At 68.5% G+C, this 23,378-nt stretch carries 17 protein-coding genes; 6 read left to right on the top strand and 11 right to left on the bottom strand.

Translation table 11 applies throughout. The features are described 5' to 3' along the window. Position 1 precedes the first annotated feature (1 nt). A complete protein-coding gene (gene lepA / locus AC1DNC_RS00460; RefSeq protein ID WP_476860616.1) occupies positions 2–1,855 on the bottom strand; it encodes a translation elongation factor 4 in 1,854 nt (617 codons plus the stop codon). Between the two features lie 302 nt (positions 1,856–2,157). Between lepA and AC1DNC_RS00455 the strand changes: the two genes are divergently transcribed. Then, positions 2,158–2,718, top strand: a complete 561-nt coding sequence (locus tag AC1DNC_RS00455) for a type II toxin-antitoxin system PemK/MazF family toxin (protein ID WP_476860615.1) — start codon at positions 2,158–2,160, stop codon at positions 2,716–2,718. Between the two features lie 223 nt (positions 2,719–2,941). Next, positions 2,942–3,202, top strand: a complete 261-nt coding sequence (gene rpsT, locus AC1DNC_RS00450) for a 30S ribosomal protein S20 (RefSeq protein WP_476860614.1) — start codon at positions 2,942–2,944, stop codon at positions 3,200–3,202. A 151-nt stretch (positions 3,203–3,353) separates the two neighbouring features. Here rpsT and holA read toward each other — a convergent pair whose 3' ends face one another. The 8 genes from holA to AC1DNC_RS00410 all read right to left on the bottom strand — a co-directional run bounded on the left by holA (position 3,354) and on the right by AC1DNC_RS00410 (position 15,633). Continuing rightward, entirely contained in the window at positions 3,354–4,367 is a 1,014-nt protein-coding gene (gene holA / locus AC1DNC_RS00445) for a DNA polymerase III subunit delta (protein ID WP_476860613.1), read from the bottom strand. Continuing rightward, positions 4,301–6,094, bottom strand: coding sequence for a ComEC/Rec2 family competence protein (locus tag AC1DNC_RS00440; protein WP_476860612.1), 1,794 nt, complete (start codon positions 6,092–6,094; stop codon positions 4,301–4,303). The genes holA and AC1DNC_RS00440 overlap by 67 nt, the downstream gene beginning before the upstream one ends. A gap of 268 nt (positions 6,095–6,362) precedes the next feature. Beyond that, the gene (locus AC1DNC_RS00435; protein WP_476860611.1) at positions 6,363–7,082 is read right to left on the bottom strand and encodes a ComEA family DNA-binding protein; all 720 of its coding nucleotides are present in this window, start codon (positions 7,080–7,082) and stop codon (positions 6,363–6,365) included. A 267-nt stretch (positions 7,083–7,349) separates the two neighbouring features. Then, a complete protein-coding gene (locus tag AC1DNC_RS00430) occupies positions 7,350–8,375 on the bottom strand; it encodes a DegV family protein (RefSeq protein ID WP_476860610.1) in 1,026 nt (341 codons plus the stop codon). 70 nt (positions 8,376–8,445) lie between these two features. Next, positions 8,446–10,974: a leucine--tRNA ligase gene (gene leuS / locus AC1DNC_RS00425; protein ID WP_476860609.1), complete on the bottom strand. Its 2,529-nt coding sequence runs from the start codon at positions 10,972–10,974 to the stop codon at positions 8,446–8,448. A 343-nt stretch (positions 10,975–11,317) separates the two neighbouring features. Further along, the gene (gene glpK / locus AC1DNC_RS00420) at positions 11,318–12,832 is read right to left on the bottom strand and encodes a glycerol kinase GlpK (RefSeq protein ID WP_476860608.1); all 1,515 of its coding nucleotides are present in this window, start codon (positions 12,830–12,832) and stop codon (positions 11,318–11,320) included. 83 nt (positions 12,833–12,915) lie between these two features. Next, a complete protein-coding gene (locus AC1DNC_RS00415; RefSeq protein WP_476860607.1) occupies positions 12,916–13,668 on the bottom strand; it encodes an MIP/aquaporin family protein in 753 nt (250 codons plus the stop codon). Positions 13,669–13,824: 156 nt separating this feature from the next. Next, positions 13,825–15,633, bottom strand: coding sequence for a glycerol-3-phosphate dehydrogenase/oxidase (locus AC1DNC_RS00410; protein WP_476860606.1), 1,809 nt, complete (start codon positions 15,631–15,633; stop codon positions 13,825–13,827). Between the two features lie 125 nt (positions 15,634–15,758). Here AC1DNC_RS00410 and AC1DNC_RS00405 point away from each other — a divergent pair, with 125 nt between their 5' ends. The 4 genes from AC1DNC_RS00405 to AC1DNC_RS00390 are packed head-to-tail and all read left to right on the top strand — an operon-like array spanning position 15,759 to position 19,655. Continuing rightward, entirely contained in the window at positions 15,759–16,721 is a 963-nt protein-coding gene (locus AC1DNC_RS00405) for a sugar-binding transcriptional regulator (RefSeq protein ID WP_476860605.1), read from the top strand. A gap of 48 nt (positions 16,722–16,769) precedes the next feature. Further along, positions 16,770–17,639 carry an aldo/keto reductase gene (locus AC1DNC_RS00400; RefSeq protein ID WP_476860604.1) on the top strand — a complete coding sequence of 290 codons (870 nt, stop codon included), beginning with the start codon at positions 16,770–16,772 and terminating at the stop codon, positions 17,637–17,639. A gap of 10 nt (positions 17,640–17,649) precedes the next feature. Then, on the top strand, positions 17,650–18,579 hold the full coding sequence (locus AC1DNC_RS00395; RefSeq protein ID WP_476860603.1) for an alpha/beta fold hydrolase: 930 nt from the start codon (positions 17,650–17,652) through the stop codon (positions 18,577–18,579). After that, positions 18,576–19,655, top strand: coding sequence for a glycosyltransferase family 4 protein (locus AC1DNC_RS00390; protein WP_476860602.1), 1,080 nt, complete (start codon positions 18,576–18,578; stop codon positions 19,653–19,655). The genes AC1DNC_RS00395 and AC1DNC_RS00390 overlap by 4 nt, the downstream gene beginning before the upstream one ends. A gap of 79 nt (positions 19,656–19,734) precedes the next feature. Here the strand turns inward: AC1DNC_RS00390 and AC1DNC_RS00385 are convergent, their stop codons facing one another. Beyond that, positions 19,735–21,930 carry a primosomal protein N' gene (locus AC1DNC_RS00385; RefSeq protein ID WP_476860601.1) on the bottom strand — a complete coding sequence of 732 codons (2,196 nt, stop codon included), beginning with the start codon at positions 21,928–21,930 and terminating at the stop codon, positions 19,735–19,737. 176 nt (positions 21,931–22,106) lie between these two features. Then, positions 22,107–23,342 carry a methionine adenosyltransferase gene (gene metK, locus AC1DNC_RS00380; protein WP_476860600.1) on the bottom strand — a complete coding sequence of 412 codons (1,236 nt, stop codon included), beginning with the start codon at positions 23,340–23,342 and terminating at the stop codon, positions 22,107–22,109. Positions 23,343–23,378: the final 36 nt, after the last annotated feature.

Below are 23,378 nucleotides of genomic sequence, written 5' to 3'. Positions count from 1 at the left end.
GCTACTTCTTGGCCTTGTCCTTGGACTCTTCCGTGGTCAGCGCGGCGATGAAGGCTTCCTGGGGCACCTCGACGCGGCCCACCATCTTCATGCGCTTCTTGCCTTCCTTCTGCTTTTCCAGCAGTTTGCGCTTTCGGGTGATGTCACCGCCGTAGCACTTGGCCAGGACGTCCTTGCGGATTGCCCGGATGCTCTCGCGGGCGATGATCCTGGAACCGATGGCGGCCTGGATCGGCACCTCGAACTGCTGGCGCGGGATGAGTTCGCGCAGCTTGCCGGTCATCATCACACCGTAGGCGTAAGCCTTGTCGCGGTGGGTGATGGCGCTGAAGGCATCGACCTGTTCGCCCTGGAGCATGATGTCCACCTTGACCAAGTCGGCGACCTGGTCGCCGTCGGCCTTCCAGTCCAGCGAGCCGTAGCCGCGGGTCTTGGACTTGAGGATGTCGAAGAAGTCGAAGACGATTTCGGCCAGCGGCAGCCTGTAGCGGATCTCCACCCGGTCCTCGGAGAGGTAATCCATGCCGCCCATGACGCCGCGGCGGCTCTGGCACAGTTCCATGATGGCGCCGACAAATTCGTTGGGCGCGAGGATCGTGGCGGAGACCATCGGCTCGCGGACCTCGGAAACCTTGCCGGTGGGGTACTCGCTGGGGTTGGTCACGTGGACCACCTTCTTGTCCTCCAGCGTCACCTCGTACTCAACGTTCGGCGCGGTGGAGATCAGGTCCAGCTTGTACTCGCGTTCGAGCCGCTCGCGGGTGATTTCCAAGTGCAACAGGCCCAGGAACCCGACGCGGAAGCCGAAGCCCAGCGCAGCGGAGGTCTCCGGTTCGTAGACCAGCGCGGCGTCGTTGAGCATGAGCTTCTCGAGCGCGTCGCGGAGCACGGGGTAGTCGGTGCCGTCCAGCGGATACAGGCCGGAGAAGACCATCGGCTTGGCGTCGGCGTAGCCGGGCAGCGAATCGGTGGCCGGCTTGGCCAGGTTGGTGACGGTGTCGCCCACCTTGGACTGGCGGACGTCCTTCACGCCGGTGATGAGGTAGCCGACCTCGCCGACGCCCAGGCCCTTGGACGGGGTGGGTTCCGGGGAGCTCACGCCGATTTCGAGCAGTTCGTGGGTGGCGCGGGTGGACATCATCTGGATGCGTTCGCGCGGGTGCAGCATGCCGTCCACCACGCGGACGTAGGTGACGACCCCGCGGTAGGTGTCGTAGACGGAGTCGAAGATCATCGCCCGGGCGGGGGCGTTCGGGTCGCCCACCGGCGCGGGAAGGTCGCGGACGATCTTGTCCAGCAGGAGTTCGACGCCGGCACCGGTCTTGCCGGAGACGCGCAGCACGTCGTCCGGGTCGCCGCCGATCAGGTTGGCCAGTTCTTCGGCGTACTTCTCCGGCTGCGCGGCGGGCAGGTCGATCTTGTTCAGGACCGGGATGATCGTGAGGTTGTTCTCCATCGCCAGGTAGAGGTTGGCGAGGGTCTGGGCCTCAATGCCCTGGGCGGCGTCAACGAGCAGCACGGCGCCTTCGCAGGCGGCGAGCGAGCGGGAAACTTCGTAGGTGAAGTCGACGTGGCCCGGGGTGTCGATCATGTTCAGCGCGTAGCTGGTGCCGTCGAGCTCCCACGGCATCCGGACGGCCTGGGACTTGATGGTGATGCCGCGTTCGCGCTCGATGTCCATCCGGTCCAGGTACTGGGCCTTCATGTCTCGGGACTGGACGACGCCGGTGTACTGGAGCATGCGGTCGGCCAGTGTGGACTTGCCGTGGTCAATATGCGCAATGATGCAGAAGTTCCGGATGAGGGCCGGATCTGTTGCGGCAGGCACCGGGGCGGTGCGGGCCATGGGAGACACGCAGGGTCCTTACTCTTGGCAATACTTGGGGGCTGTATTAGTGGTCTGTACAGCCGGACTGTTCTACGGACGGGCGCAGCGGGTGTTTCGCGTTGCTGGGTCCACCGTGCTGCGGCAAGCCGCATTTCTCGTTCCTATAGTCTCCCACGTCCCGGCGGGTAGCCATGCATTCGCGCCGGTAGCGAGCCGGGACGGTCGGCGGGGACCGCCACTGCCCGTCCTCACCGGACGTCCCGCCGGTCTTCGAGGGTGGTCCGGCCCGTCCTCGCGGGCCGTCGGCGGACGGCCGGTAGGGTTTCCCCATGGCCTTGAATCTTCGTTCCCTCGGCAACGCCGTCCGCGGCGCCCTGCGTTTCCTTGACCGGCTCGGCGGCGCGCTCGCCCCAACCCGCCGTCCCACCGGAAAGGCCCCAGGCAAGGCCCCCGCGCGGCAGGTGGGCCGCGGTCCCGCCGGCCTGACCGGCGTCTACCCGGGCGACTTCGTGGGCAAAGCCAAAGTACAGTACAGCCCCGCCGCGAATGGCCGGCCCGAGCCAGGCGAGATCGTCTGGACCTGGGTGCCGTTCGAGGAGGACCACTCCCAGGGCAAGGACCGGCCGGTGCTGCTCGTGGGAAGCCGGGGCCGCTACCTTCTGGGCCTTATGCTCACCAGCAAGGATCACGACGGCGACGCGCGCCGCGCGGATGACTACGTCGACATCGGCACCGGCCCCTGGGACCGGCAGTGGCGCCCCAGCGAAGCACGGCTGGACCGAATCCTGCAGATCAACCCGCAGGACGTCCGCCGCGAGGGCGCAATCCTCGACGCCGGGCGGTTCCGGGATATCTCCGCGGCGCTGCGCAACCGGCACGGCTGGTCCTGACATCGCGGCGGGGCGGCCGCACCGGCGTCGGACGCTCCCGACCCGCGCGGCGCCCCGGAAATCGCCACCGGGTTCGCGTCTCTGCTATTATTGACAGCTGTGTGTCCGTGCAGGTCGACGGCCACAGATGGTTGGTCGCCATAGGTATCCCCACGCCGCTCAGTCAATGGCCAATCTGAAAGCCCTCTAGACCATTTTCCGCATTGAAAAAGAGAGTTCACACGTGGCTAATATCAAGTCCCAGAAGAAGCGCATCCTGACCAACGAAAAGGCTCGCCTGCGCAACAACGCAGTCAAGTCCGAGCTGAAGACGGCCATCCGCGCCGTCAACTCCGCCGTTGAGTCCACCGACAAGGATGCCGCTACTGCTGCACTGGTTACTGCCAGCCGGAAGCTCGACAAGGCTGTCAGCAAGGGTGTTCTTCACAAGAACAACGCTGCAAACCGCAAGTCCGCGATCTCCAAGAAGGTCAACGCACTCTAAGGTTTTCCAGTTCAACTGAACTGACGATTGTGGCCGGCACCCCTGGGTGCCGGCCACAGCCAGTTAAAGCGCCGCGACGGCCGATCGAGGCCGACGGCGCACAGACCGGGCGGAGTGATGTGCCGAGCCGCCCGGTGGAGTGAACCCCTCGCTAGCGGCGCACCGAACCCGCGATCACCGTGACAGCGTGCTCGACGGCGTAGACCGGGTCGCGGGAGAGCCCCTTGACCTGGGCGTCGGCTTCGGCCGTGACCTGGATGGACCGGACCAGGCCCTCGGGCGTCCAGCGCCTGACGTCCCGCTGAGCCTGTTCGACGAGCCAGGGCTGCATGCCCAGCTGCTTGGCGATCTGGGCCGATGAGCCCTGCGCCCCCGCCACTTTGGCCAGGGACCGCAGCTTCGCGGCGAGGGCGGCGACGATCGGCACCGGGTCGGCTCCGGTGTCCAGTGCGTGCCGGAGGGTGGAGAGGGCCAGCGGAGCGTTGCCGGCCATGGCCGCATCGGCGACCTTGAAAGCCGTGGCTTCCACCCTTCCGCCGTAGTAGCGGTCCACCATTTCGGAGTCAACGGCGGTGGTGGCATCGGCGATCAGCTGGCTGCAGGCCGCGGCCAGTTCTGCCAGGTTCGCCCCCACAGCGTTGACCAGGGCGTGCACGGCGTCGGGCTCGATCCGCCGGGAGCCGGCCTTGAATTCAGTGGTGACAAAAGCCGCCTTGTCCGCGTCCTTCTTCAACGGCTGGCAATCGACCACGGGCCAGCCGCCCGCCTTGATCGCGTCTAGGAGCTTCTTTCCCCGCACTCCCCCGCCGTGGCGCAGCACCAGCACGGCGTCCGGCTCGGGCTGGGCAAGATATTTCAAGGCATCGGTGAGGAAAGCGTCGTTCATCGCCTCCAGGCCTTCCACCTCAATCAGCTTTTGTTCGCCAAAAAGGGACGGGCTGACGTTCATGGCCAGCATGCCGGGTTCGTAATTGCCGGCATTGAGCCGGGTGACCTCGACGTCGGGAGCGGAGGCGCGGACCTGGGAGCGAATCCGGTCCAGCGCACGGGAACCCAGATAGTCCTCGGGTCCGCCGACCAGCACGACCGGCGCGGGCGTCACGTCGCGCCAGGTGGCGGTGTTCGCGGCCGTGGTCCGGGTGCGTTGGGTTTGGGCAGCAGCCACTCTTGGTTCCTCCGGGAAGTTGGTTTGCAGACTCTAAGCGTGCCACGGCGTGGGCGGACCACCAAGCCGCGCCGGCCGGCCAAGGCCTGGGCGCGGGCGGTGCCGGGCGGGCCCGGACGAAGCTGGGCAATGCGGGTGAGGCACAGTGTGGTTTGGTCATGCATTTTCAGGACCAGGAGCAGGGCGGCTGAGGGGTGGGTCACGAGCCACAAAGCGGCCAGTGACAGACCGGAGAACAGCACCATAGTGGCGGTGCCGAAGGCGCCCTCCGGCCAGGGCAACACCGCTCCCGGCATGGCCGCGAAGTAGCGGGCGATGCCGGCCACACCCGCTGCAATGGTTCCGGCAAGGGCGATGGGAAGAGCCGCCAACGCCGGGACTAGGGGCACGAGCGGCACGGCAGCCGTACCGAGGAGCGTCACCGGTGCCACCAGTGCTGCGGCCGCCAGATTCGCGGGCAGCGCGTAACTGGAGAACTGCGGCTGGAGCAGCACGATCACCGGTCCGCAGAAGAGCTGGGCGGATAACGGCACCGCGAGTCCGGCAGCCACCCAGCGTGGCACGGCGGCGGGCAGCCACCCCATTATCGCCCTGCCAGCCGCGACAATGCCCAGGGTGGCCGATACGGAGAGCACGAACCCGAAATCGGTGGCCAGAGCCGGGTCCGCCAGGAGCAGTCCGGTCGAGGCCACGCACAGCAGGCTCAGGCCGCGCCCGGCTCGGCCGACCGCAAGAGCCGCGAGGCCGATCGCCCCCATGAGTGCGGCCCGCAGAACGCTGGCGTCGGGGCCCACCATCAGGACGAACAGCCCGAGCCCGGCGAGGGCGAGGGAAGCAGCCACCGGCCGGGGCAGCCGCAGGATGCGCGCCGCCAGCAGCAGCGCCCCGAGCACCAGGCTGCAGTTGGCTCCGCTCACGGCAGTCAGGTGGGTCATTCCGACCGTTTTCATGGCCGCGGCGAGCTCGGGGTCCACCCCACCGGTATCGCCGGTCACCATCCCGGGCAGGAGTCCGCTCGCGTCGCCGGGAAGGCCCGCGGCGGCCGCATTGAAACCGCTTCGCAGGCCTGAAGGGATGCGTTCCCAGCCGTCGGCGGTGCGCAGAAGTTGCGGCGCTGAGGACGCTGCGAGGATTCCGGCTTCCGCCTCGCCTGCACCGGCCGGCTTGAGGCTCCCGGTGGCCCGGAAGCGCTGGCCCGGCGCGGCGTGTTCCCAGTCCTGCCCGCCGAGAACCAGCAGCTTCGCGGAGGCTTCCACGCGTCGGCCGTCGAAGACCAGGACGAGCAACGTTGCCGGTACGGCCCACCGGCCTGACTGCCCGGAGCCGCCCGACCTGGAGCTGCGCGGCCCGGAGCCGCCCGGGGCGGCGAGCCGCCGTGGCATGCCCGCAACGGCGATCTCGGCCACCACGGACGCACGCGCAGCGACGGCCTCGGCGACGGCGCCGTCGTTCCGCTGCGAAGACGCCACAGCCGAATGGGCTCCGGCGGCACACGAGAGCAGCAGTGCGAGGGCCAGGGTTGCCCGGAAGCTGCGGGCCGCCAGCCTTCTACGGCGGGCTACCGGACCCAGCAACAGGGCAGCCGCTGCCGTCGCCAACCCGGCGCACAGGGCCGCGAGGGCGCCGGGCTCCAGCCATACGCCGGCCACGGCCGTTGCCCATACGAGCAGCACGGCGGGCACCAGGCGGAGGTCGGTCCGCCGCTGCCGTTGCCGGCCGGAAGCCACGGGATCGCCTGCCGCCAAGAGGCGACCCAGCACTTCGCGCATGCGCCAGACGGCCCCGGCCAGGACGCCAGCAGCCAGTATCCCCGTGTGGGACGACTCGATGGGCGTCCCGCCCGCCGTCGGGGCTGTGAACGTGGCTCTTGACGGGGCTGCTCCCGGCACCGCTACAGGTACGGGGACCGGGCCCGACGGATCCTGGCTCCCATTCAGCGAACCGGCTGCGGCGTCCCGGTAGGCCTGCCAGCGAGGCGGCGGGTGCCCGGGCATGTCAGACCTGCACCAGCGGTAGCAAGGCTTCGAGCAACTTGGGGCCCACGCCCTCGACTGCGTCGAGTTCCTCGACGCGGCCAAAGCCGCCATGCTGCTTCCGCCAGTCCACAATCCGCTGGGCCAGCACCGGCCCGACGCGTGGCAGCGTCGCCAGCTCCTCGACGTCGGCGGTATTGAGGTTGATCTTTCCTGCTGGCGCCTCACCGCTGCCGGAGGTCCCGGCGCCGCCGGTAGCCGTGGAGGGGCCGGAAGGTTCCACCGGGTCCGGGCCCCCGAGCACGGGAACGAGGATTTTCTGGCCGTCCTCAAGAATGGCGGCAAGGTTGAGCCGGTCCAGGTCGGCCGTGCGGGTGCTCCCGCCCGCGGCTTTGATGGCCTCGTGGACGCGACTTCCGCGCGGTAGCAGCACCACCCCGGGCCTGGCCACGGCACCAGCCACGTGGACGACGATAACGCTGGCCAACGTCGCGCCAGGTAAGCCCGCGGCTGCCGGGTCCGCGTTCGCTGGCGCCCCGTCGGAAACCGTCCCATTGTCCCCGCCTGGCCCGGCCGCGTCCGACATCTCCGGACCGGGTGGTTGGCCCAGAGGCTGGACCCGGGGTGCGCCGTCGACCGCCTGCCACCAGAACCAGCCTGCCAACAGCATTGAGATCACGGCGAGCAGGACGGCGGCGTTCCGGCCGCTGCGCCACCTGAACGTCGCGGGCGTTCGCTCCACAGCAACAGCGGCTTGCCCCGAAGCGTCCCAGTCCGGGGACCCCTCAGCCGGAGCTCCCGTAGCGGGTGCATCACCGAGCAGCGCTCCACTGAGACGCCCTTTACCGGGCTGGCCTTCATCAGGCGCGGGGCCGAGGCTGGCGGCCCAACGGTGCCGGGCCAGCGTCGGTTCCCGGCGAGTTCCGCTGCGGGCTCCGGCTCCGGCGTATCGACGCGACATGCAACCAGCCTAGGGACGGCAGCCGGCCACTTGACAGGCACTGACGGGCTATGTGGAAAGAGTCCCGGGAGCTCCAGAGGACGGCCCAGCGGCGGGCAGCGGGGTGCTGCTCTCCCCCACGATCACGGCGAGTACGCCGAGCCCGGCGTGGGCGGCCAGCACGGCAGGGAGCGAGCTGATCTGGGCCGGCGGGCACTCGGGCAGCAGCCGCGCCAGCCGGGAGGCGAGCTGCTCCGCCTCGGCCCGGTTGCCAAAGTGGTGCACCGCGATCCTGGCCTCGCCGCTGGGGCGGGACAGCGCGTCCGCGGCGGCGATTTCCTCCAGCCGGGCGATGGCGCGTGCGGCAGACCGGACCTTCTCGAGCGGTACGACTTTGCCGCCGTCGACCGCCAGAATCGGCTTGATCGCGAACATGGTCCCCCACAGCGAGGCGGCCGCCCCGATCCGGCCTCCGCGGCGCAGTTGCTCCAGGCTCGGAACGTAGAAGTAGACCTTGGTGCGGGCCAGGCGTTCCTGGGCGAAGGCGCTGACCTCCTCCGCCCCGCGGCCGTCGGCCGCCGCGACCACTGCGCTTTGCACGCCCATGCCCTGCGCCATGCCAACGGTCCGGGAATCCACCACCGTCACCGGGATTTCCACTTTGGCCGCGGCGAGCCGGGCGGACTCCGCGGTACCGGAGAGCTCACCGGAAATGTGAAGCGAGACCACGGACTCGAAGCCGCGCGCCGACGCGGCGCGGTAGGCCTGTTCGAACTGGCCGGGTGAGGGCCTCGACGTTCGGACCGGCAGGCCGCTGGCCAGCGCCACGGCAATGGTCTCGGCGATGTCGTCCTCGCCCTCGCCGTAAATCTCGGCGCCCACCATGACCGGCATGGGCACCACTGTCAGGCGGCCGTCGGCGGTGAAGTCCCGCACCCACTCCGGCGGCAGGGCGGCAGCCGAGTCAGTGACCACCGCAGTGCGTACCGCCACGGCGTGCACCGGTTCGGTGACCGCCCCGGGACGGGCGGCTTGGCGGAGCCTGGCCAGGCGCTCTCGCAGCCACGGCCAGCCCGGGGGCTCTCGGTCAGGCACGAAGCACCTCCTGGAAAGAGTTCCGGCCGCCGGCGTTTGCCGGCGGCCGGTTCACGAACGGCTGGTCCGGCTAGGCCGGAACGATGTTGACCAGTTTAGGTGCCCGCACGATCACCGTGCGGATTCCGCGGCCGTCCATTGCGCGCTGAACGTTCTCCGAGGCCAGCGCCAGTTCGCGCAGCTCGTCCTCGGAGATGCCCGGGGACACCTCGAGCCGGTCCCGCACCTTGCCCTGGACCTGGACCACGGCGGTCACCGTGTCCTGTACCAGCAGGGTTTCGTCGTGCGTGGGCCAACCGGCATTGGCCACCGAGGCCGGGTGTCCCAGCACGTTCCACAGGTCCTCGGCGGTGTAGGGCGCGAACAGGCTCAGGATGACCGCTACGGCCTCGACCGCCTCGCGGACGGCCGGGTTTGCGCCGCCTGCACCGCTGTCGATGGTCTTGCGGGTCGCGTTGACCAGCTCCATCAGCTTCGCGACCACGACGTTGAACTTGTTGTGGTCCAGCAGCGCCTGCGCGTCGGCGATGGTGCGGTGGGTGACAGTGCGCAGGGCACGGTCCCCGGCGGCGAAATCGACGCCGGGCTCGCTGGTGACGTCCTGGCCCAGGCGCCAGGCGCGGGCCAGGAACTTCGCGGAGCCCGACGGCGAGACGTCCGCCCAGTCGACGTCGTCCTCCGGCGGGGAGGCGAAGATCATGGTCAGGCGCACGGCGTCGACGCCGAACTTGTCCAGCTGCTCGCCCAGGTCCACGCCGTTGCCGAGGGACTTGCTCATCGCCTTGCCGCCGTTGAGCACCTGGCCCTGGTTCAGCAGCGCCTTGAAGGGCTCGTCGGCCTCGATCAGGCCCAGGTCGTGAATGACCTTGGTGAAGAAGCGGGCGTAGAGCAGGTGCAGGATGGCGTGCTCCACCCCGCCGACGTACTGGCCGACCGGCATCCAGTCGTTGATCTTGGCCGGATCGAAGGGGCCCTCGGTGTAGTCGGGCGAAACGAAGCGCAGGAAGTACCAGGACGAGTCCACGAAGGTGTCCATGGTGTCCGTGTCTCGTTTGGCCGGGCCGTGGCAGCTGGGGCACTCGACGTTGACCCAGGCTTCCGCGGCGGCCAGCGGGGAGGTGCCCTTCGGGGACAGGTCCTCGCCGCGCAGGTCCTCCGGCAGGGTCACCGGCAGCTGGTCGTCCGGAACCGGGACTTCGCCGCAGGCCGGGCAGTGGATGATCGGGATGGGGGTTCCCCAGAAGCGCTGCCGGCTCAGCAGCCAGTCACGCAGGCGGAAGTTCACGAACTTCTCCCCGGTCCCCTGCTGCTCCAGGATCGCGATGGCGGCCGGGATAGCCTCGGCCTTGGGCAGGCCGTCCAGCGCACCGGAGTTGATCAGGGTGCCCTCGCCGGTGGTCGCCGTGCCGGACACTGCCGGGTCTTCCTCACCGGTGTCCAGGACTGCCCGCACGGGCAGGTCGAAGGTCTTGGCGAAGTCCAGGTCGCGCTGGTCGTGGGCCGGCACGGCCATGATGGCGCCGGTGCCGTAGTCGGCCAGCACGTAGTCGGCGGCCCAGACCGGCAGCTTCTCGCCGTTCAACGGGTTGATGGCGTAGCGGCCGGTGAAGACGCCGGTCTTTTCCCGCTCGGTGGACTGGCGCTCAATTTCGGACAGCGCCTTGACCTGCTCGCGGTAGGCGTCCAGGGCTGCGGCGTGTTCCTCGGTGACCAGTTCGACGGCGATCGGCGCGTCTGCGGCGACCACGAAGAACGTCGCGCCGTACAGGGTGTCCGGGCGCGTGGTGAAGACGGTGACGTCCTTGGCGGGCTTGTCGCCGTCGGCCTCGACCACGAAGTTGACGTGGGCGCCCTCGGATCGGCCGATCCAGTTCTTCTGCATGGCCAGGACCCGCTCGGGCCAGTGCCCGCGCAGTTCGTCCATGTCGTCCAGCAGCCGGTCGGCGTAGTCGGTGATCTTGAAGTACCACTGGTTCAGGGATTTCTTGGTCACGGCGGTGCCGCACCGTTCGCAGGCGCCGTTGACGACCTGCTCGTTGGCCAGCACGGTCTGGTCCTTGGGGCACCAGTTCACCGGGGAGTTCTTGCGGTAGGCCAGTCCGCGCTCGTAGAAGCGCTTGAACAGCCACTGGGTCCAGCGGTAGTAGCCGGGATCCGAGGTGTGCAGCCGGCGTGACCAGTCCGCGGAGATGGCGTAGCGCTTGAACGATGCCGCCTGGGTGTCGATGTTGGCGTACGTCCACTCGCTGGGGTGCGCGTTGCGCTTGATGGCGGCGTTTTCCGCCGGCAGGCCGAAGGAGTCCCAGCCGATCGGGTGCAGCACGTCGAAGCCCTGCTGGCGCAGGTAGCGGGCGACGACGTCGCCCATCGCGAACGCTTCGGCGTGGCCCATGTGCAGGTCGCCGGACGGGTACGGGAACATGTCCAGCACGTAGCGGCGTTCCTTCGAGCCGTCGTCCAGGGGCGTGAAGACCTTGAGGTCCTCCCAGACCTGCGGCCATTTGGCCTCCATGGCGGCGAAGCTGTAGGCGCCCTCTTCGGGGCCTTCACTCGCGGCGGCTGCTGCTGTTCCGGTCTCTGTCTCCGGCTGAACGCTCACTGCTGGCCTCTTCTGTTCTTTCGATCTTGTCGGATCAGGACTGTCCCGCCTGATCCCTTGGTCCCCTGCTGCGGGCCGGTAAATGTCCCGGACACACAAAAGCCCCTCGACACGGAGGGGCTGCCGCTCGGCAATCCGGTCTTCACCGGGATGCCGGGCGGCTAACTAAGCAGGAGGATCGCACGCATACGACTACTCTAGCGCACCCACAAACCCCTCACCGTAGTCGCCACGAGCGGCTGAAGCAGGACGCACTGGAGAGGGAGGCCGCACCCCGCCAGGGTGTGGTGGGCACCGCGAAGCGGGCAGGGCGGGTGCGGCCTCCCTCGACAGAGGCTGGGTCTTACTTCACGTCCTCGTCGACCCAGTCCATGGACTTGGTGACAGCCTTCTTCCAGAGACGCATCTGGCGCTCACGCTCCGCCTGATCCATCTGCGGTTCCCAGCGCTTGTCCTCGGACCAGTTGGCCGAGCACTCGCCAAGGTCCTTCCAGAATCCGACGGCCAGGCCGGCGGCGTAGGCTGCGCCGAGCGAGGTGGTCTCCACGACCTTCGGCCGGATCACGGGCACGCCCAGGATGTCCGCCTGGAACTGCATCAGCGCGTCGTTGGCGACCATGCCGCCGTCGACCTTCAGCTCCGTCAGCGGAACCCCCGAGTCGGCGTTGACGGCGTCGAGCACCTCGCGGGTCTGGAAGGCGGTGGCCTCCAGGGCCGCGCGGGCGATGTGGTTCTTGTTCACGAACCGGGTCAGGCCGACGATCGCGCCGCGGGCGTCGGAGCGCCAGTACGGTGCGAACAGGCCGGAGAAGGCCGGAACGATGTAAACGCCGCCGTTGTCCTCGACCGAAGCGGCCAGGGTCTCGACCTCCGGGGCGCTGCTGATCATGCCCAGGTTGTCGCGCAGCCACTGCACCAGCGAACCGGTGACAGCGATCGACCCTTCCAGGGCGTAGTGCGGCTTGGCGTCGCCGAGCTTGTAGCCGACGGTGGTCAGCAGCCCGTTCTTGGAGTGGACGATTTCCTCACCGGTGTTGAAGATGAGGAAGCAGCCCGTGCCGTAGGTGTTCTTCGCTTCGCCGGTGTCGAAGGCAGCCTGGCCGAAGGTGGCCGCCTGCTGGTCGCCCAGGATGCCGGCGACCGGAACTTCGCGCAGCAGCTGCGAGGTGTGCACCGTGCCGTACACCTCGGACGAAGACTTGATGGCCGGCATCATCGAGGCCGGGACACCGAACGCGTCCAGGATTTCCTGGTCCCAGGAAAGCGTGTCGAGGTCCATGAACATGGTCCGCGAAGCGTTGGTGACGTCGGTGACGTGCACGCCGCCGTCCGTTCCGCCGGTGAGGTTCCACAGCACCCAGCTGTCAGTGTTGCCGAAGACCAGGTCGCCGGCCTCGGCCTTGGCGCGGGCGCCCTCGACGTTGTCCAGGATCCATTTGATCTTGGTGCCGGAGAAGTAGGTCGCCAGGGGCAGGCCCACCTTCTGCTTGAAGCGTTCCGGGCCGCCGTCCTTGGCCAGCTCATCGACGATCGCCTGGGTGCGGGTGTCCTGCCAGACGATCGCGTTGTAGACGGCCTTGCCCGTGGTCTTGTCCCAGACCACAGCGGTTTCGCGCTGGTTGGTGATGCCGACGGCGGCAATGTCGTGGCGGGTCAGGTTGGCCTTGGACAGTGCAGAGGCGATGACCTCGCGGGTGTTGTTCCAGATCTCCGCGGGATCGTGCTCCACCCATCCTGCCTGCGGGAAGATCTGCTCGTGTTCCATCTGGCCGGAGGAAACGATGTTGCCGCTGTGGTCGAACACGATGGCGCGGGTGCTCGTGGTTCCCTGGTCAATGGCGATTACATACTGGTTCATGCTGACGTCCTTGTCTGTTGGGCCTGGCGGTTGAATTGATGCGATTCGAGCGGTTTTGGTTCAGCAGGTGCGGTCCGGCAGGACTAGGAAGCCGCCGCGGTCGCGATGATCGGCACCACGGCTGCCACGATGCCGGCAAGGCCGCCGCCAACCAGCGGTCCGACAACCGGAATCCACGAGTAGCTCCAGTCCGAGGAACCCTTGCCCTTGATCGGCAGCAGTGCGTGGGCGATGCGGGGGCCAAGGTCACGGGCCGGGTTGATGGCGTAGCCGGTGGGGCCACCAAGGGAGACACCGATGCCGACAACCAACAGGGCTACAGCCAGCGGGCCGAGTCCGGAGGGGGTCCCGCCGAAGGTCAGGATGACGAAGACCAGGACAAAGGTGCCGATGATTTCCGTGATGAGGTTCCACGGGGTGGAGCGGATCGCGGGGCCGGTGGAGAACACGCCCAGCTTGGAGGCGGGCTCGGGCTCAACGTCGAAGTGCTGCTTGTGGGCGAGCCACATCACGACGGCACCCAGGAAGGCGCCGAGCAGTTCCCCGCCGAAGTAGGTAAGGGTGGAGCCGAAGTCGACCGCGACACCGGGGGCGTACTCCTTCTTGCCGTTGAGCAGCAGGCCGAAGGTGACGGCCGGGTTCAGGTGCGCCCCGGATTTGGCTGCAACGAAGACACCGGCGAAGACGGCAATGCCCCATCCCCAGGTGACCATCAGGAACCCGCCGTTGTTGCCCTTCGTGCCTTTCAGCGCGACGTTGGCCACAACGCCACAACCCAGCAGGGTCAGCATTGCGGTGCCGAATACTTCGGACAGGAAAACTATTCCAAGAGACATCTTTGACTCCTCTATTTTCTGTTGTCAGCCCTTCGCGAGTTTGAAGGGCCGTTGGGCCGGCAGCGGTTTCGCGCTGCCGGCCGGCCACTGCGGGGATTCCCGGGGGAAACCCCGCAGTCTTTGCACCCGGACAAACCCGTCCGGACACGCAAGCTATCAGGCGACCAGGCTGTGTACCTGGACGCCGTGGAACCGCTGGAGCACCTCCTGGGCGTGGTTGATCTCGGCGGTCCGCGTCGCCGCGTCCCAGCCCAGCGGTCCGGAAAGAATTTCGGCGACCTCGTTCAGCAACTCGCCCGTGACAAGGCCCCTGAAGGCCAGCGAGGTGCGGCGGATCAGTACGTCCACCAGGTGTCCGAGCTGTTCGTTGCGCGCCATGAACTCCAGCTCCCGCACACTCAGTTCCCGGGTGGAGTGCAGCAGCCGGTCCGCCCCGGCGTCGAGGTACGCCATGACGTCCTCGGCGCGGGTGCCGTAACGGGTGAGCAGGACCGCGGTCCGGTCAGCGTCGCGGCCGGCCGTCATATGGGCCTTGATCCAGCGCTGGACGCCTTCCTCAGAGTCGGGGAAGCCGGCCCCGCCGCCGATGGCAAGCTTGGCGGTTGAGACCTTCCGTTCCATGCCGAGTTCGGCCAGGACGTCGTTGCTGAGGTGTTCGGCGAGGGCCCGGAAGGTGGTCCACTTGCCGCCCACGAGGCTGAGCACGACGGCGCCGTCGCCGGCCTTCGGTGCCGCGCCCTTGGCGGGTCCGCGGCGCTCGATCCGGTAGTCGCGGCTGACGAAGCCCGGCTGCGTAGCGTCGTGCCGGGGCAGCGGACGAACGCCGGAGAAGGTGTACACGATCTGCTCACGGTCCACCGCGATGTCCGGGAAGACGTGCCCGATGAGGTCGAAGAAGTAATCGATCTCGGCGTCGGTGCAGACGGCGTCCTGGGCCATGTCCGCGTCGATGTCCGTGGTGCCGACCAGGACCCGGTCACCCATCGGGTAGATAAGCACGATCCGGCCGTCGGTGTGTTCGAAGAAGATTTCGCGGCCCTGGCATGCCTCGAGCAGCCCCGGGTGGTCCAGGACGATATGCGATCCCTTGGTGCCGCCCATGAACGCCGACGCGGCGCCCATGGCCTGGTTGGTCAGGTCCACCCAGGCGCCGGTGGTGTTGACCACGACGTCGGCGCTGAAATCGAAGACCTCGCCGGTCAGTTCGTCCCGGAGCTGGACCGTGCCGCCCGTCGCCCCGGCAGCCGCGGCGCCGTTTCCGGCCGCGCCGCCCATCGAGACCAGGGAGAGGTAGTTGCTGGCGCGGGCGCCGTTGCCGCCCGCCTCGCCGGCCTTCTCGCCGTCCTGGAGCACGTCCAGGGTGAGCCGCTCCGGGTTGTGCACGGAGGCGTCGAAGTAGGTCGCGGCGTACTTGATGCCGGGGTGCAGCCGGGGCAGTTCGGCCAGGGCGCGCTTGCGGCCGCGGAACTGGTGACGCGGCACCGTGCCGCCGTCGCGGGAGAAGAAGTCATACATGCTCAGGCCCAGCTTGATCAGGAAAGCGCCGCGCTCGGTGTGCTTCCCCTGCTTGTGGGTCAGGAACCGCAGCGGCGCCGCCAGGATGCCCGAGAAGGTGCTGAAGATCGGGATGGTGGTCTGCAGCGGCTTTACGTAGTGGGGAGCGATGCGAAGCAGCCGGTTGCGTTCGACGACGGACTCCTGGACGAGGCGGAACTCGCCGTTTTCCAGGTACCTGATGCCGCCGTGGATCATGTGAGACGAGGCGCCGCTGGCGCCCTGGCAGAAGTCGCCCCGTTCGACGAGGGCAACGTCGACGCCCTGCAGGGCCAGGTCACGGAAGGTTCCAACTCCGTTGATGCCACCGCCGATGATGAGCACCTGTGCGTGCGGCCGGTTCCGCAACTGCTGCACGGACGTGCGCTGGGTATTCGACGCCGGATTGCCGGATGAAACCTTGTTTCCCAAAACTGCTCCTTGGGGCTTGGTGCTGTGCGGCGCGCCCGCTGGGCCCGCCGCCGTTCAACACTATTCTTTGGACTAATGGAAAATGGAGTCAAGCACTATGCACAAACGTGCAGATTGGATCTCCGATGTCACCAAGCCGCCAGTCCGACGCCCTTCGGGCCGCCCAGCTGTATTACCTCCAAGACCTGACGATGGACGCGATCGCCCGCGAGCTCCGGACGTCCCGCTCGACCGTCTCCCGGCTGCTGTCGGCAGCCCGGGAATCCGGACTCGTGCAGATCCAGATCCGGAGCCCGCTGGACACCGGCCCCGAGCTCGCCAGCATGATCCGCGCCGAGTACAAGGTCGACGTACACGTCGTCCCGGTGGTGGATACCCTCAACGAGGCCGAAACACTGGACCGCGTAGCGATGCAGGCCGCCCGCACCATAGGCCCGCTCGTGGATTCGAACGCGATCATCGGAGTGGCATGGGGTTCCACGCTGAGCGCGGTGAGCCGGCACCTGACCCGGAAGATCACGCACGACAGCATCATCGTCCAGCTCAACGGAGCCGGGAACATGCAGACCACGGGCATCACCTACGCCTCGGACATCATGCGGCGCTTCGGCAGCGCCTACGGAGCGCGCGTGGAACAGTTCCCGGTCCCGGCGTTCTTCGACCACGCCGCGACCAAGAAGGCCATGTGGAATGAACGCAGTGTGCAACGGATCCTGCAACTGCAGTCCCGGATGAGCATCGCCATTTTCGGCGTGGGATCGGTCGACGCCGACTACCCCAGCCACGTCTACGCGGGCGGCTACCTCGATGAGGACGACCTGAGCGTCCTGGCGAGTTCCGACGTCGTCGGCGACGTCGCCACGGTGTTCTTCCGCGCGGACGGCTCCTCCGACGGCATCACGCTCAACGAACGCTCCACCGGACCGGATCTCGCCCAGCTCCGGCAGGTACGGCGCCGGATCTGCGTGGTCTCCGGTGCCTCCAAGATTAACGGGCTGCGCGGCGCGCTCGCCGCGGGCCTGGCCACCGACCTGATCCTCGACGAAGCCAGCGCCCGCCGGCTGGTCAGTTCCGAGGGACTGTCCTGACGGCCCGGCACCCGCGGCCGGGCCGCCGGAATGGGTAGAGTCGTTGCTATGAGAATCTCCCCCCGGCTGACGCTGAACAACGGTGTGATGATGGACCGCCTCGGGTTCGGGCTTTACAAGGTTCCGCCCGAAGACGCCGCCGGGCTCGTGACCATGGCACTGGAGGCCGGGTACCGGCACTTCGATACCGCCGCCATGTACGGGAACGAGACGGGCGTCGGGAAGGCCATCGGCGCCCTGTCCGCCTTCAACGCGTCTTCCGGCGGATCGGGCGAGCTGCACCCCTCACTCGCCCGCGAGGACCTCTTCGTGACCACCAAGCTCTGGAACGACGACCAGGGCTACGATGCGACGCTGCGGGCCTTCGACACCTCGATCGCCAAGCTGGGACTCGAATACGTGGACCTGTACCTGATCCACTGGCCGTGCGCCCGGCGCGGACTCTTCACGGAGAGCTACCGCGCGCTCGAAACGCTCTACCGCGAAGGGAAGGTCCGGGCCATCGGGGTCTCCAACTTCCAGCCCGCACACCTGGACCGCCTGCTCCAGGGCGCGGAGGTCGTGCCCGCGGTCAACCAGATTGAACTGCATCCCTGGCTCCAGCAGGCTGAGCTGCGGGCCCTGCACGCCACGCTCGGCATCACCACCGAGGCCTGGAGCCCCCTGGGCCGAGGCCAGGTGCTGCAGGATCCGATGGTGCTGGAGCTCGCCGAGGCGCACGGCCGGACCGCCGCCCAGATCATCCTGCGCTGGCACCTGGAGCTTGGCAACGTTGTCATCCCCAAGGCCAGCTCTTACGCCCGGATCCGCGAAAACCACGACATCTTCGGGTTCAGCCTCGGCGCCGCGGACCTGGAGGCCCTGGCCGGCCTGGAGCGCGGATTCCGCACCGGCTCGAACCCCGACGACGTCAACTAGGACCGAACGAATGGAACCCGTGGCCACCGAGCCTTCCCCCCTGCCTCCCTTGCTTAGCGCCGAACTCGAAACGCGCAGCAACGCCTCCGCGGTGGATCTCAACGGCACCCGCGTCGCCTACTGGAGCTACGAGCCGCTCGAAGAGACCGCCGACACGCGGACCATCCTGGTCATCCACGGCTTCCGCGGCGACCACCACGGCCTGCTCCGGGTCGTCGACCAGCTCCCCGAGATGCGCCTCATCATGCCGGACCTGCCGGGGTTTGGCGCCTCCGGAGCGTTCCCGGCAGGCGGCCACAGCGTCAGCGGCTACAGCAGCTTCATCGCCGACTTCATGGCCGCGCTCGGGCTGGGACCGGACACCGTGCTGCTGGGCCACTCCTTCGGTTCCATCATCGCCAGCCACTTCGTGGCGGACCATCCCGGCGCCGTCGCCGAACTGGTCCTGATCAACCCCATCGCCGCGCCCGCGCTGGAGGGCCCCAAGGGCCTCATGACCAAAGCCGCGGTGCTGTACTACGAGGCCGCCGCCCGGCTCCCCCGCGGACTCGGGAACGCCCTGCTGCGCAACCAGCTGATCGTCCGGGTGATGAGTGAGACCATGGCCAAGACCCAGGACAAGGCGCTCCGTCGGTTCGTCCACGACCAGCACAGCGCCTACTTCTCCGCCTTCGCCGACCGCGACAGCCTCCTTGAGGCCTTCAAGGCCTCGGTGGGCAGCAACGTGGCCGAGGTGGCGCCGCGACTGGAGCTGCCGGTGTTGCTGGTGGCCGGCGAGAAGGACGAGATCGCCACCCTCCCCGACCAGCACAAGCTGCTCCCGCTGCTCCCGGACGGAACCCTCGAAGTCATTCCCGGCGTCGGGCACCTGATCCACTACGAAACCCCGGAGCCCGCCGCGGGCTTCATCCGACGCTTCCTGAAGGACCGCACCGCGTGAAAATCCTCATTGACGCCCGCTTCACCAGGCTCGACCACCACGACGGCATCAGCCGGTACGGTGCCAGCCTGATCGCCGCGACCGCCAAGATCGCCGACGTCTCCATGCTGATCAGCGACACCCGCCAGCTGGCACTGCTGCCGGACGTGCCGTACACCCTGATAAACAGCCCGCTCTCCCCGGCCGAGCTCTTCGTGGCCGCCAAAGTCAACCCGCTCGGGGCCGACGTCGTGGTTTGCCCGATGCAGACGATGGGCAGCTGGGGCCGCAAGTACGCCCTGGTCCTGACCCTGCACGACCTGATCTACTACGAACACCCGGCCCCTCCCGGGTTCCTTCCGGCCCCGGTCCGCGTCCTCTGGCGGCTCTACCACAAGGCGTTCTGGCCCCAGCGCGTCCTGCTGAACCGGGCCGACGTCGTGGCAACCATCAGCTCCACCACCGAATCGTTGATGGCCAAGTACCGGCTGACCAAGCGGCCGGTCCGGATCGTCGGCAACGCCCCGCAGCCCGGACTGACGCCTCGAGACCCCGGCGCCGGCGCCGACAAATCGCTGCTCTACATGGGTTCCTTCATGCCGTACAAGAACGTCGAGACCCTGATCAAGGGCATGGCGGAACTGCCGGAGATGACCCTGCACCTGCTGAGCCGGATCACGCCCGAACGCCGGGCCGAGTTGCAGGCGCTGGCCCCGGCAGGAGCCAATATCGTGTTCCACAACGGCGTCACGGATGCCGAATATGAGGAGTTTCTGGCCCGCACCACGGCGCTGGTCAGCCTCTCCAAGGCCGAGGGCTACGGCCTGCCCCTGGTGGAGGCCATGTCCCACGGAACGCCGGTCATCGCCAGCGACATTCCAATCTTCCGCGAGGTGGGCGGGGACGCGGTCAGCTACGTTGAGCCGGACTCGCCGTCCGCATTTGCCGCCGCGGTACGGGAACTTGAGCAGCCCGAGCTTTGGAAGCAGCGTTCCGGCCGGGCCGTGCAGCGTGCGGGCGAGTTCAGCTGGGATGCCTCCGCGAAGCGCCTGCTGGCCGCCGCCGAGGAGGCCGTAGCGCTTCGGAAACGCCGGTAGCCCCGGCCATTTCGCTGCTTCCCTGCCAGTTCGACGCGCGGAAGCGTCTATGGCACAGGCAACCGTCGAAACGGCGCCCCTAGAGCACGTCGACGCCGTCGAGCCGCACCTGGACCGGGTCGTCAGTGCGCTTGGCTGCTGCGGCGGCCTTCACCGCGCGGAGGGCCTTCGTGGCCTCGGCGGCTTCCGCGTACGGGATGAACAGCAGCGTCCGGACATCCTCGCCGCCGTGCCGCTCCGCACCGGCACCCGGCTTCGATGTTCCGGACCCAGCTCCGGACCCCGCTCCGGGCAGCGGTGCCGGCCCGGCCGAGCGCAGCACGATGGCCTGTTTCGCCAGCGCGTGCCCCACGGCATCGGTGAAGTGCCCGACGGCGGTGCGGCCGCCGGTTACGGACGCGATCCGGACCGCCGGCGGCAGCGACAACTCTTTCCGCAACGCCAGCTCGCGCCCGGCGTACCCCGCCGGGTCCCAGCGCAGCAAGGCTCCGACGCCGGCGGCGTCCTCGGCCGTGATGACCACGAGTCCGCCGTCCGAGGCGGGCCGGACCAAGGCTGCGGCGTTGAACCAACGCCGCACGGCGTCCTCCCCCGCCCGGAGGTTCTCCCGGCGCAGCAGGGAGTCACCGTCGAGCAGCAGTGCGGCCGCGTACCCGCCTGCCGCCACCGGTTCGGCGCCGACCGTCGCAACCACAAGGGCCCTGGTGTCAGGCACAGTGGCCAGTACACGGTCGCCGGAGGAGGTAACGACGGGCTTTCCCGGAAAAGCCCGGCCCAGTTCCTCCGCCGTCCGCAGCGCTCCGGTGGCGCCCCGCCGGAGCCGGACACCGTTGCAATGGATGCAGTGCCAGTCCGGGGAGGCCGCGGAGCACCAGCGGCATGCGGGCACCGCGGCGCTGCCGCCGGGCCCGGAAATTGCCAGCGGGCCATTGCAAGCGGTGCAGCGTGCCGGCTCCCGGCAGCGTTCGCAGGCCAGCGACGGCGCGTACCCGGCCCGTGCGACCTGGACCAGGACGGGACCACGTTCCAGGCCCTCCTTCGCTGCGCGCCAGGCGGCGCCGGGCAACCGCGCGATCCGCGCCAGCGGATCCCGCTCCTGCTCAAAGCTGTCGGCGGTGTTCACGACGCGCGGGACGGTCCGGCGCATCACCGAGCGATCCGCCTCGACCGGCCAGGCCCACCCGGACTCCACCAGACGTTGCGACTCCGTGCTGCGGGCGTGCCCGGCCAGCAGGCACGCGGCACCTTCGTGCGCCGCCCGGAGCAGCAGGACTTCACGGGCATGCGCGTACGGGGAACGCTGCTCAATGTGCAGGTCATCGCCGTCGTCCCAGCACACCACCAGGCCAAGGTTCTGCACCGGCGCGTAGGCGGCGGAGCGGGTCCCCACGGCCACCCCCGCGGCGCCACTGAGGATCCGAAGGAAGCTGCGGTAGCGCGGGGTCTGGCCGTCGTCGGCAGTGAGTCGGGCGACGTCGCCGGCCGGCAGGACTTCCAGCAGGGCCGCCTCGACCCGGTCCAGGTCCCGGTAGTCCGGCACCACGACGACGGCGCCGCGACCGGAACGGCGGACGGCGGCAACGGCTTCCGCGACGAGCCGGGGCCAGCTGCCGGGACCAAACCCCTGCAGGGCGCTCAGCGCGGCACGGGGCGACTCCCCCGCCCCCAGGTGCTGGAGGAACGCCGGGCCGTTGTGGTAGTCCGCCCAGCCAGACGGCGCCACGGGCTGCTCAGCAGCGGACCTGCTGGCCCCGCCTGCCCCGCCGTCGCTCTCCCCGCCGTCGCCGTGGGCGAAAAGCTGCGGGTCCAACCGGCCGTCGGGGGCAAACTCCTTTTCCAGCTTGGCCATCCGCGGCGGGACTGCCACCCGGAGGACATCGCTGACGGTGCCGGCGTAGCGCGCCGCGACCCTCCTGGCCAGTTCGGCCACGGCCGGAATCAGCACCGGTACCGGGGACACCACCTTGTACAGCGGCACCAGCGGGTGGCCGGCGTCGGACGCCGCCGCGCGTTCGAGGAGGTAGCCGGCGAGTTCCTGGCCGCTGAATTTGACCTTCACCCTGACGCCCGGCTGGGCGGCGGCATCCAGCTCGGCCGGAACGCTGTAGTCAAAAGGCCGGTCCAGATGCGGCAGGGACGATTCCAGCAGCACCCGGGCCACCGGGAGGTCAGCGGCCAGGGCGGGCCCGGACGCGGCCGCGGAAGCGGGGAAGCCGTGCAGCAGCGAAAGCTGAAGCGGCTCCTCCGGCGCGGCGGCAGAGCGAGGTGGCGTCACGGTTCCTGCCTCCCTTCGGCGCCCTCCCCGGACGCATCAGCGGCCGGGCTATCGATCAATCTTAAAACTGTAGCCAGGCCGCCGTTCGGCGGCCTGGCTACAGCACATCACAGAGCTCTGACATTCAAAAACGCCGACGTCCCAGGGCTCCGACGTCCGGCACGTTTGGCCAAAGCTTAAGCGTTGAAGAACGCCTTCAGCTCGTCCACCCGGTCGAGTCGTTCCCAGGTGAAGTCAGGCTCCTCGCGGCCGAAGTGGCCGTGCGCGGCCGTCTTGGCGTAGATCGGACGCTTGAGGTCCAGCGCGTCGATGATGGCGCGCGGGCGCAGGTCGAAGATCTCGGCGATCGCGGCGCTGATCCGGGCCGGGTCGACGGTTTCGGTCCCGAACGTCTCCACGTAGGTGCCCACCGGGCGGGCCTGGCCGATTGCGTAGGCGATCTGGATTTCCGCGCGCTTGGCGAGACCGGCAGCCACCACATTCTTGGCGACCCAGCGCATGGCGTAGGCGGCCGAGCGGTCCACCTTGGACGGATCCTTGCCCGAGAAGGCGCCGCCGCCGTGCCGGGCCATGCCGCCGTAGGTGTCAACGATGATTTTGCGGCCGGTCAGGCCGGCGTCTCCCACCGGGCCGCCGATCACGAAGGCGCCGGCCGGGTTCAGGATGTTGCGGGACCGGGAGGTGTCCAGGTTGGACAGGGCCATAACCGGGTCGACGACGTGCTCGGCGAGGTCTGCACGGAGCTGGTCCAGGCTGGCGCCTTCCGCGTGCTGGCTCGAGATCACGACGGTCTCGACCGAGACGGGACGGTCGCCGTCGTACCCCACGGTGACCTGGGTCTTGCCGTCGGGGCGCAGGTAGCCCAGCTGGCCCGACTTGCGGACCTCGGTGAGCCGCTCGGAGAGCCGGTGCGCAAGCCAGATCGGGACCGGCATGTAGGAAGGGGTCTCGTCGCTGGCGTAGCCGAACATGATGCCCTGGTCGCCGGCGCCCTGCAGGTCGTAGTCGTCTTCCTGGCGGCCTTCGCGGGCTTCGAGGGAGTTGAACACGCCGCCGGCGATGTCGTTGGACTGCTGGCCGATGGAGACGGACACGCCACAGCGGGCGCCGTCGAAGCCGTTCGCGGAAGAGTCGTAGCCGATCCCCAGAATGGTCTCGCGGACAATCTGCGGGATTTCCACGTAGGCGTCCGTGGTGACTTCGCCGGCCACGTGGACCAGGCCGGTGGTGGCCAGGGTCTCGACGGCGACACGGGACTCCGGATCCTTGGCCAGCAGGGCATCGAGGATCGAATCGCTGATCTGGTCACAGATCTTGTCGGGGTGTCCTTCGGTCACCGACTCGGACGTGAAGAGCCGGAGCGAAGCGGGCGTGGACCCGTGGAAGTCTGGGATGTGCAGCGGTAAAGTCACTCAACTACCTTACTGGTTAGAAAACGGACGTCCGGC

It is taken from the genome of Arthrobacter sp. 01N442, from assembly GCF_056399345.1.
The sequence above is the reverse complement of the archived record's forward strand: the minus strand, read 5'-3'. Positions and strand labels throughout refer to the sequence as shown.

Bases quoted from the DNA above. Each gene is read 5' to 3' on its own strand.
- glpK (WP_476860608.1), bottom strand. From the start codon at position 12,832: ATGAACCAGTATGTAATCGCCATTGACCAGGGAACCACGAGCACCCGC.
- AC1DNC_RS00400 (WP_476860604.1), top strand. From the start codon at position 16,770: ATGAGAATCTCCCCCCGGCTGACGCTGAACAACGGTGTGATGATGGAC.
- AC1DNC_RS00455 (WP_476860615.1), top strand. From the start codon at position 2,158: ATGGCCTTGAATCTTCGTTCCCTCGGCAACGCCGTCCGCGGCGCCCTG.
- AC1DNC_RS00415 (WP_476860607.1), bottom strand. From the start codon at position 13,668: ATGTCTCTTGGAATAGTTTTCCTGTCCGAAGTATTCGGCACCGCAATG.
- AC1DNC_RS00405 (WP_476860605.1), top strand. From the start codon at position 15,759: ATGTCACCAAGCCGCCAGTCCGACGCCCTTCGGGCCGCCCAGCTGTAT.
- AC1DNC_RS00395 (WP_476860603.1), top strand. From the start codon at position 17,650: ATGGAACCCGTGGCCACCGAGCCTTCCCCCCTGCCTCCCTTGCTTAGC.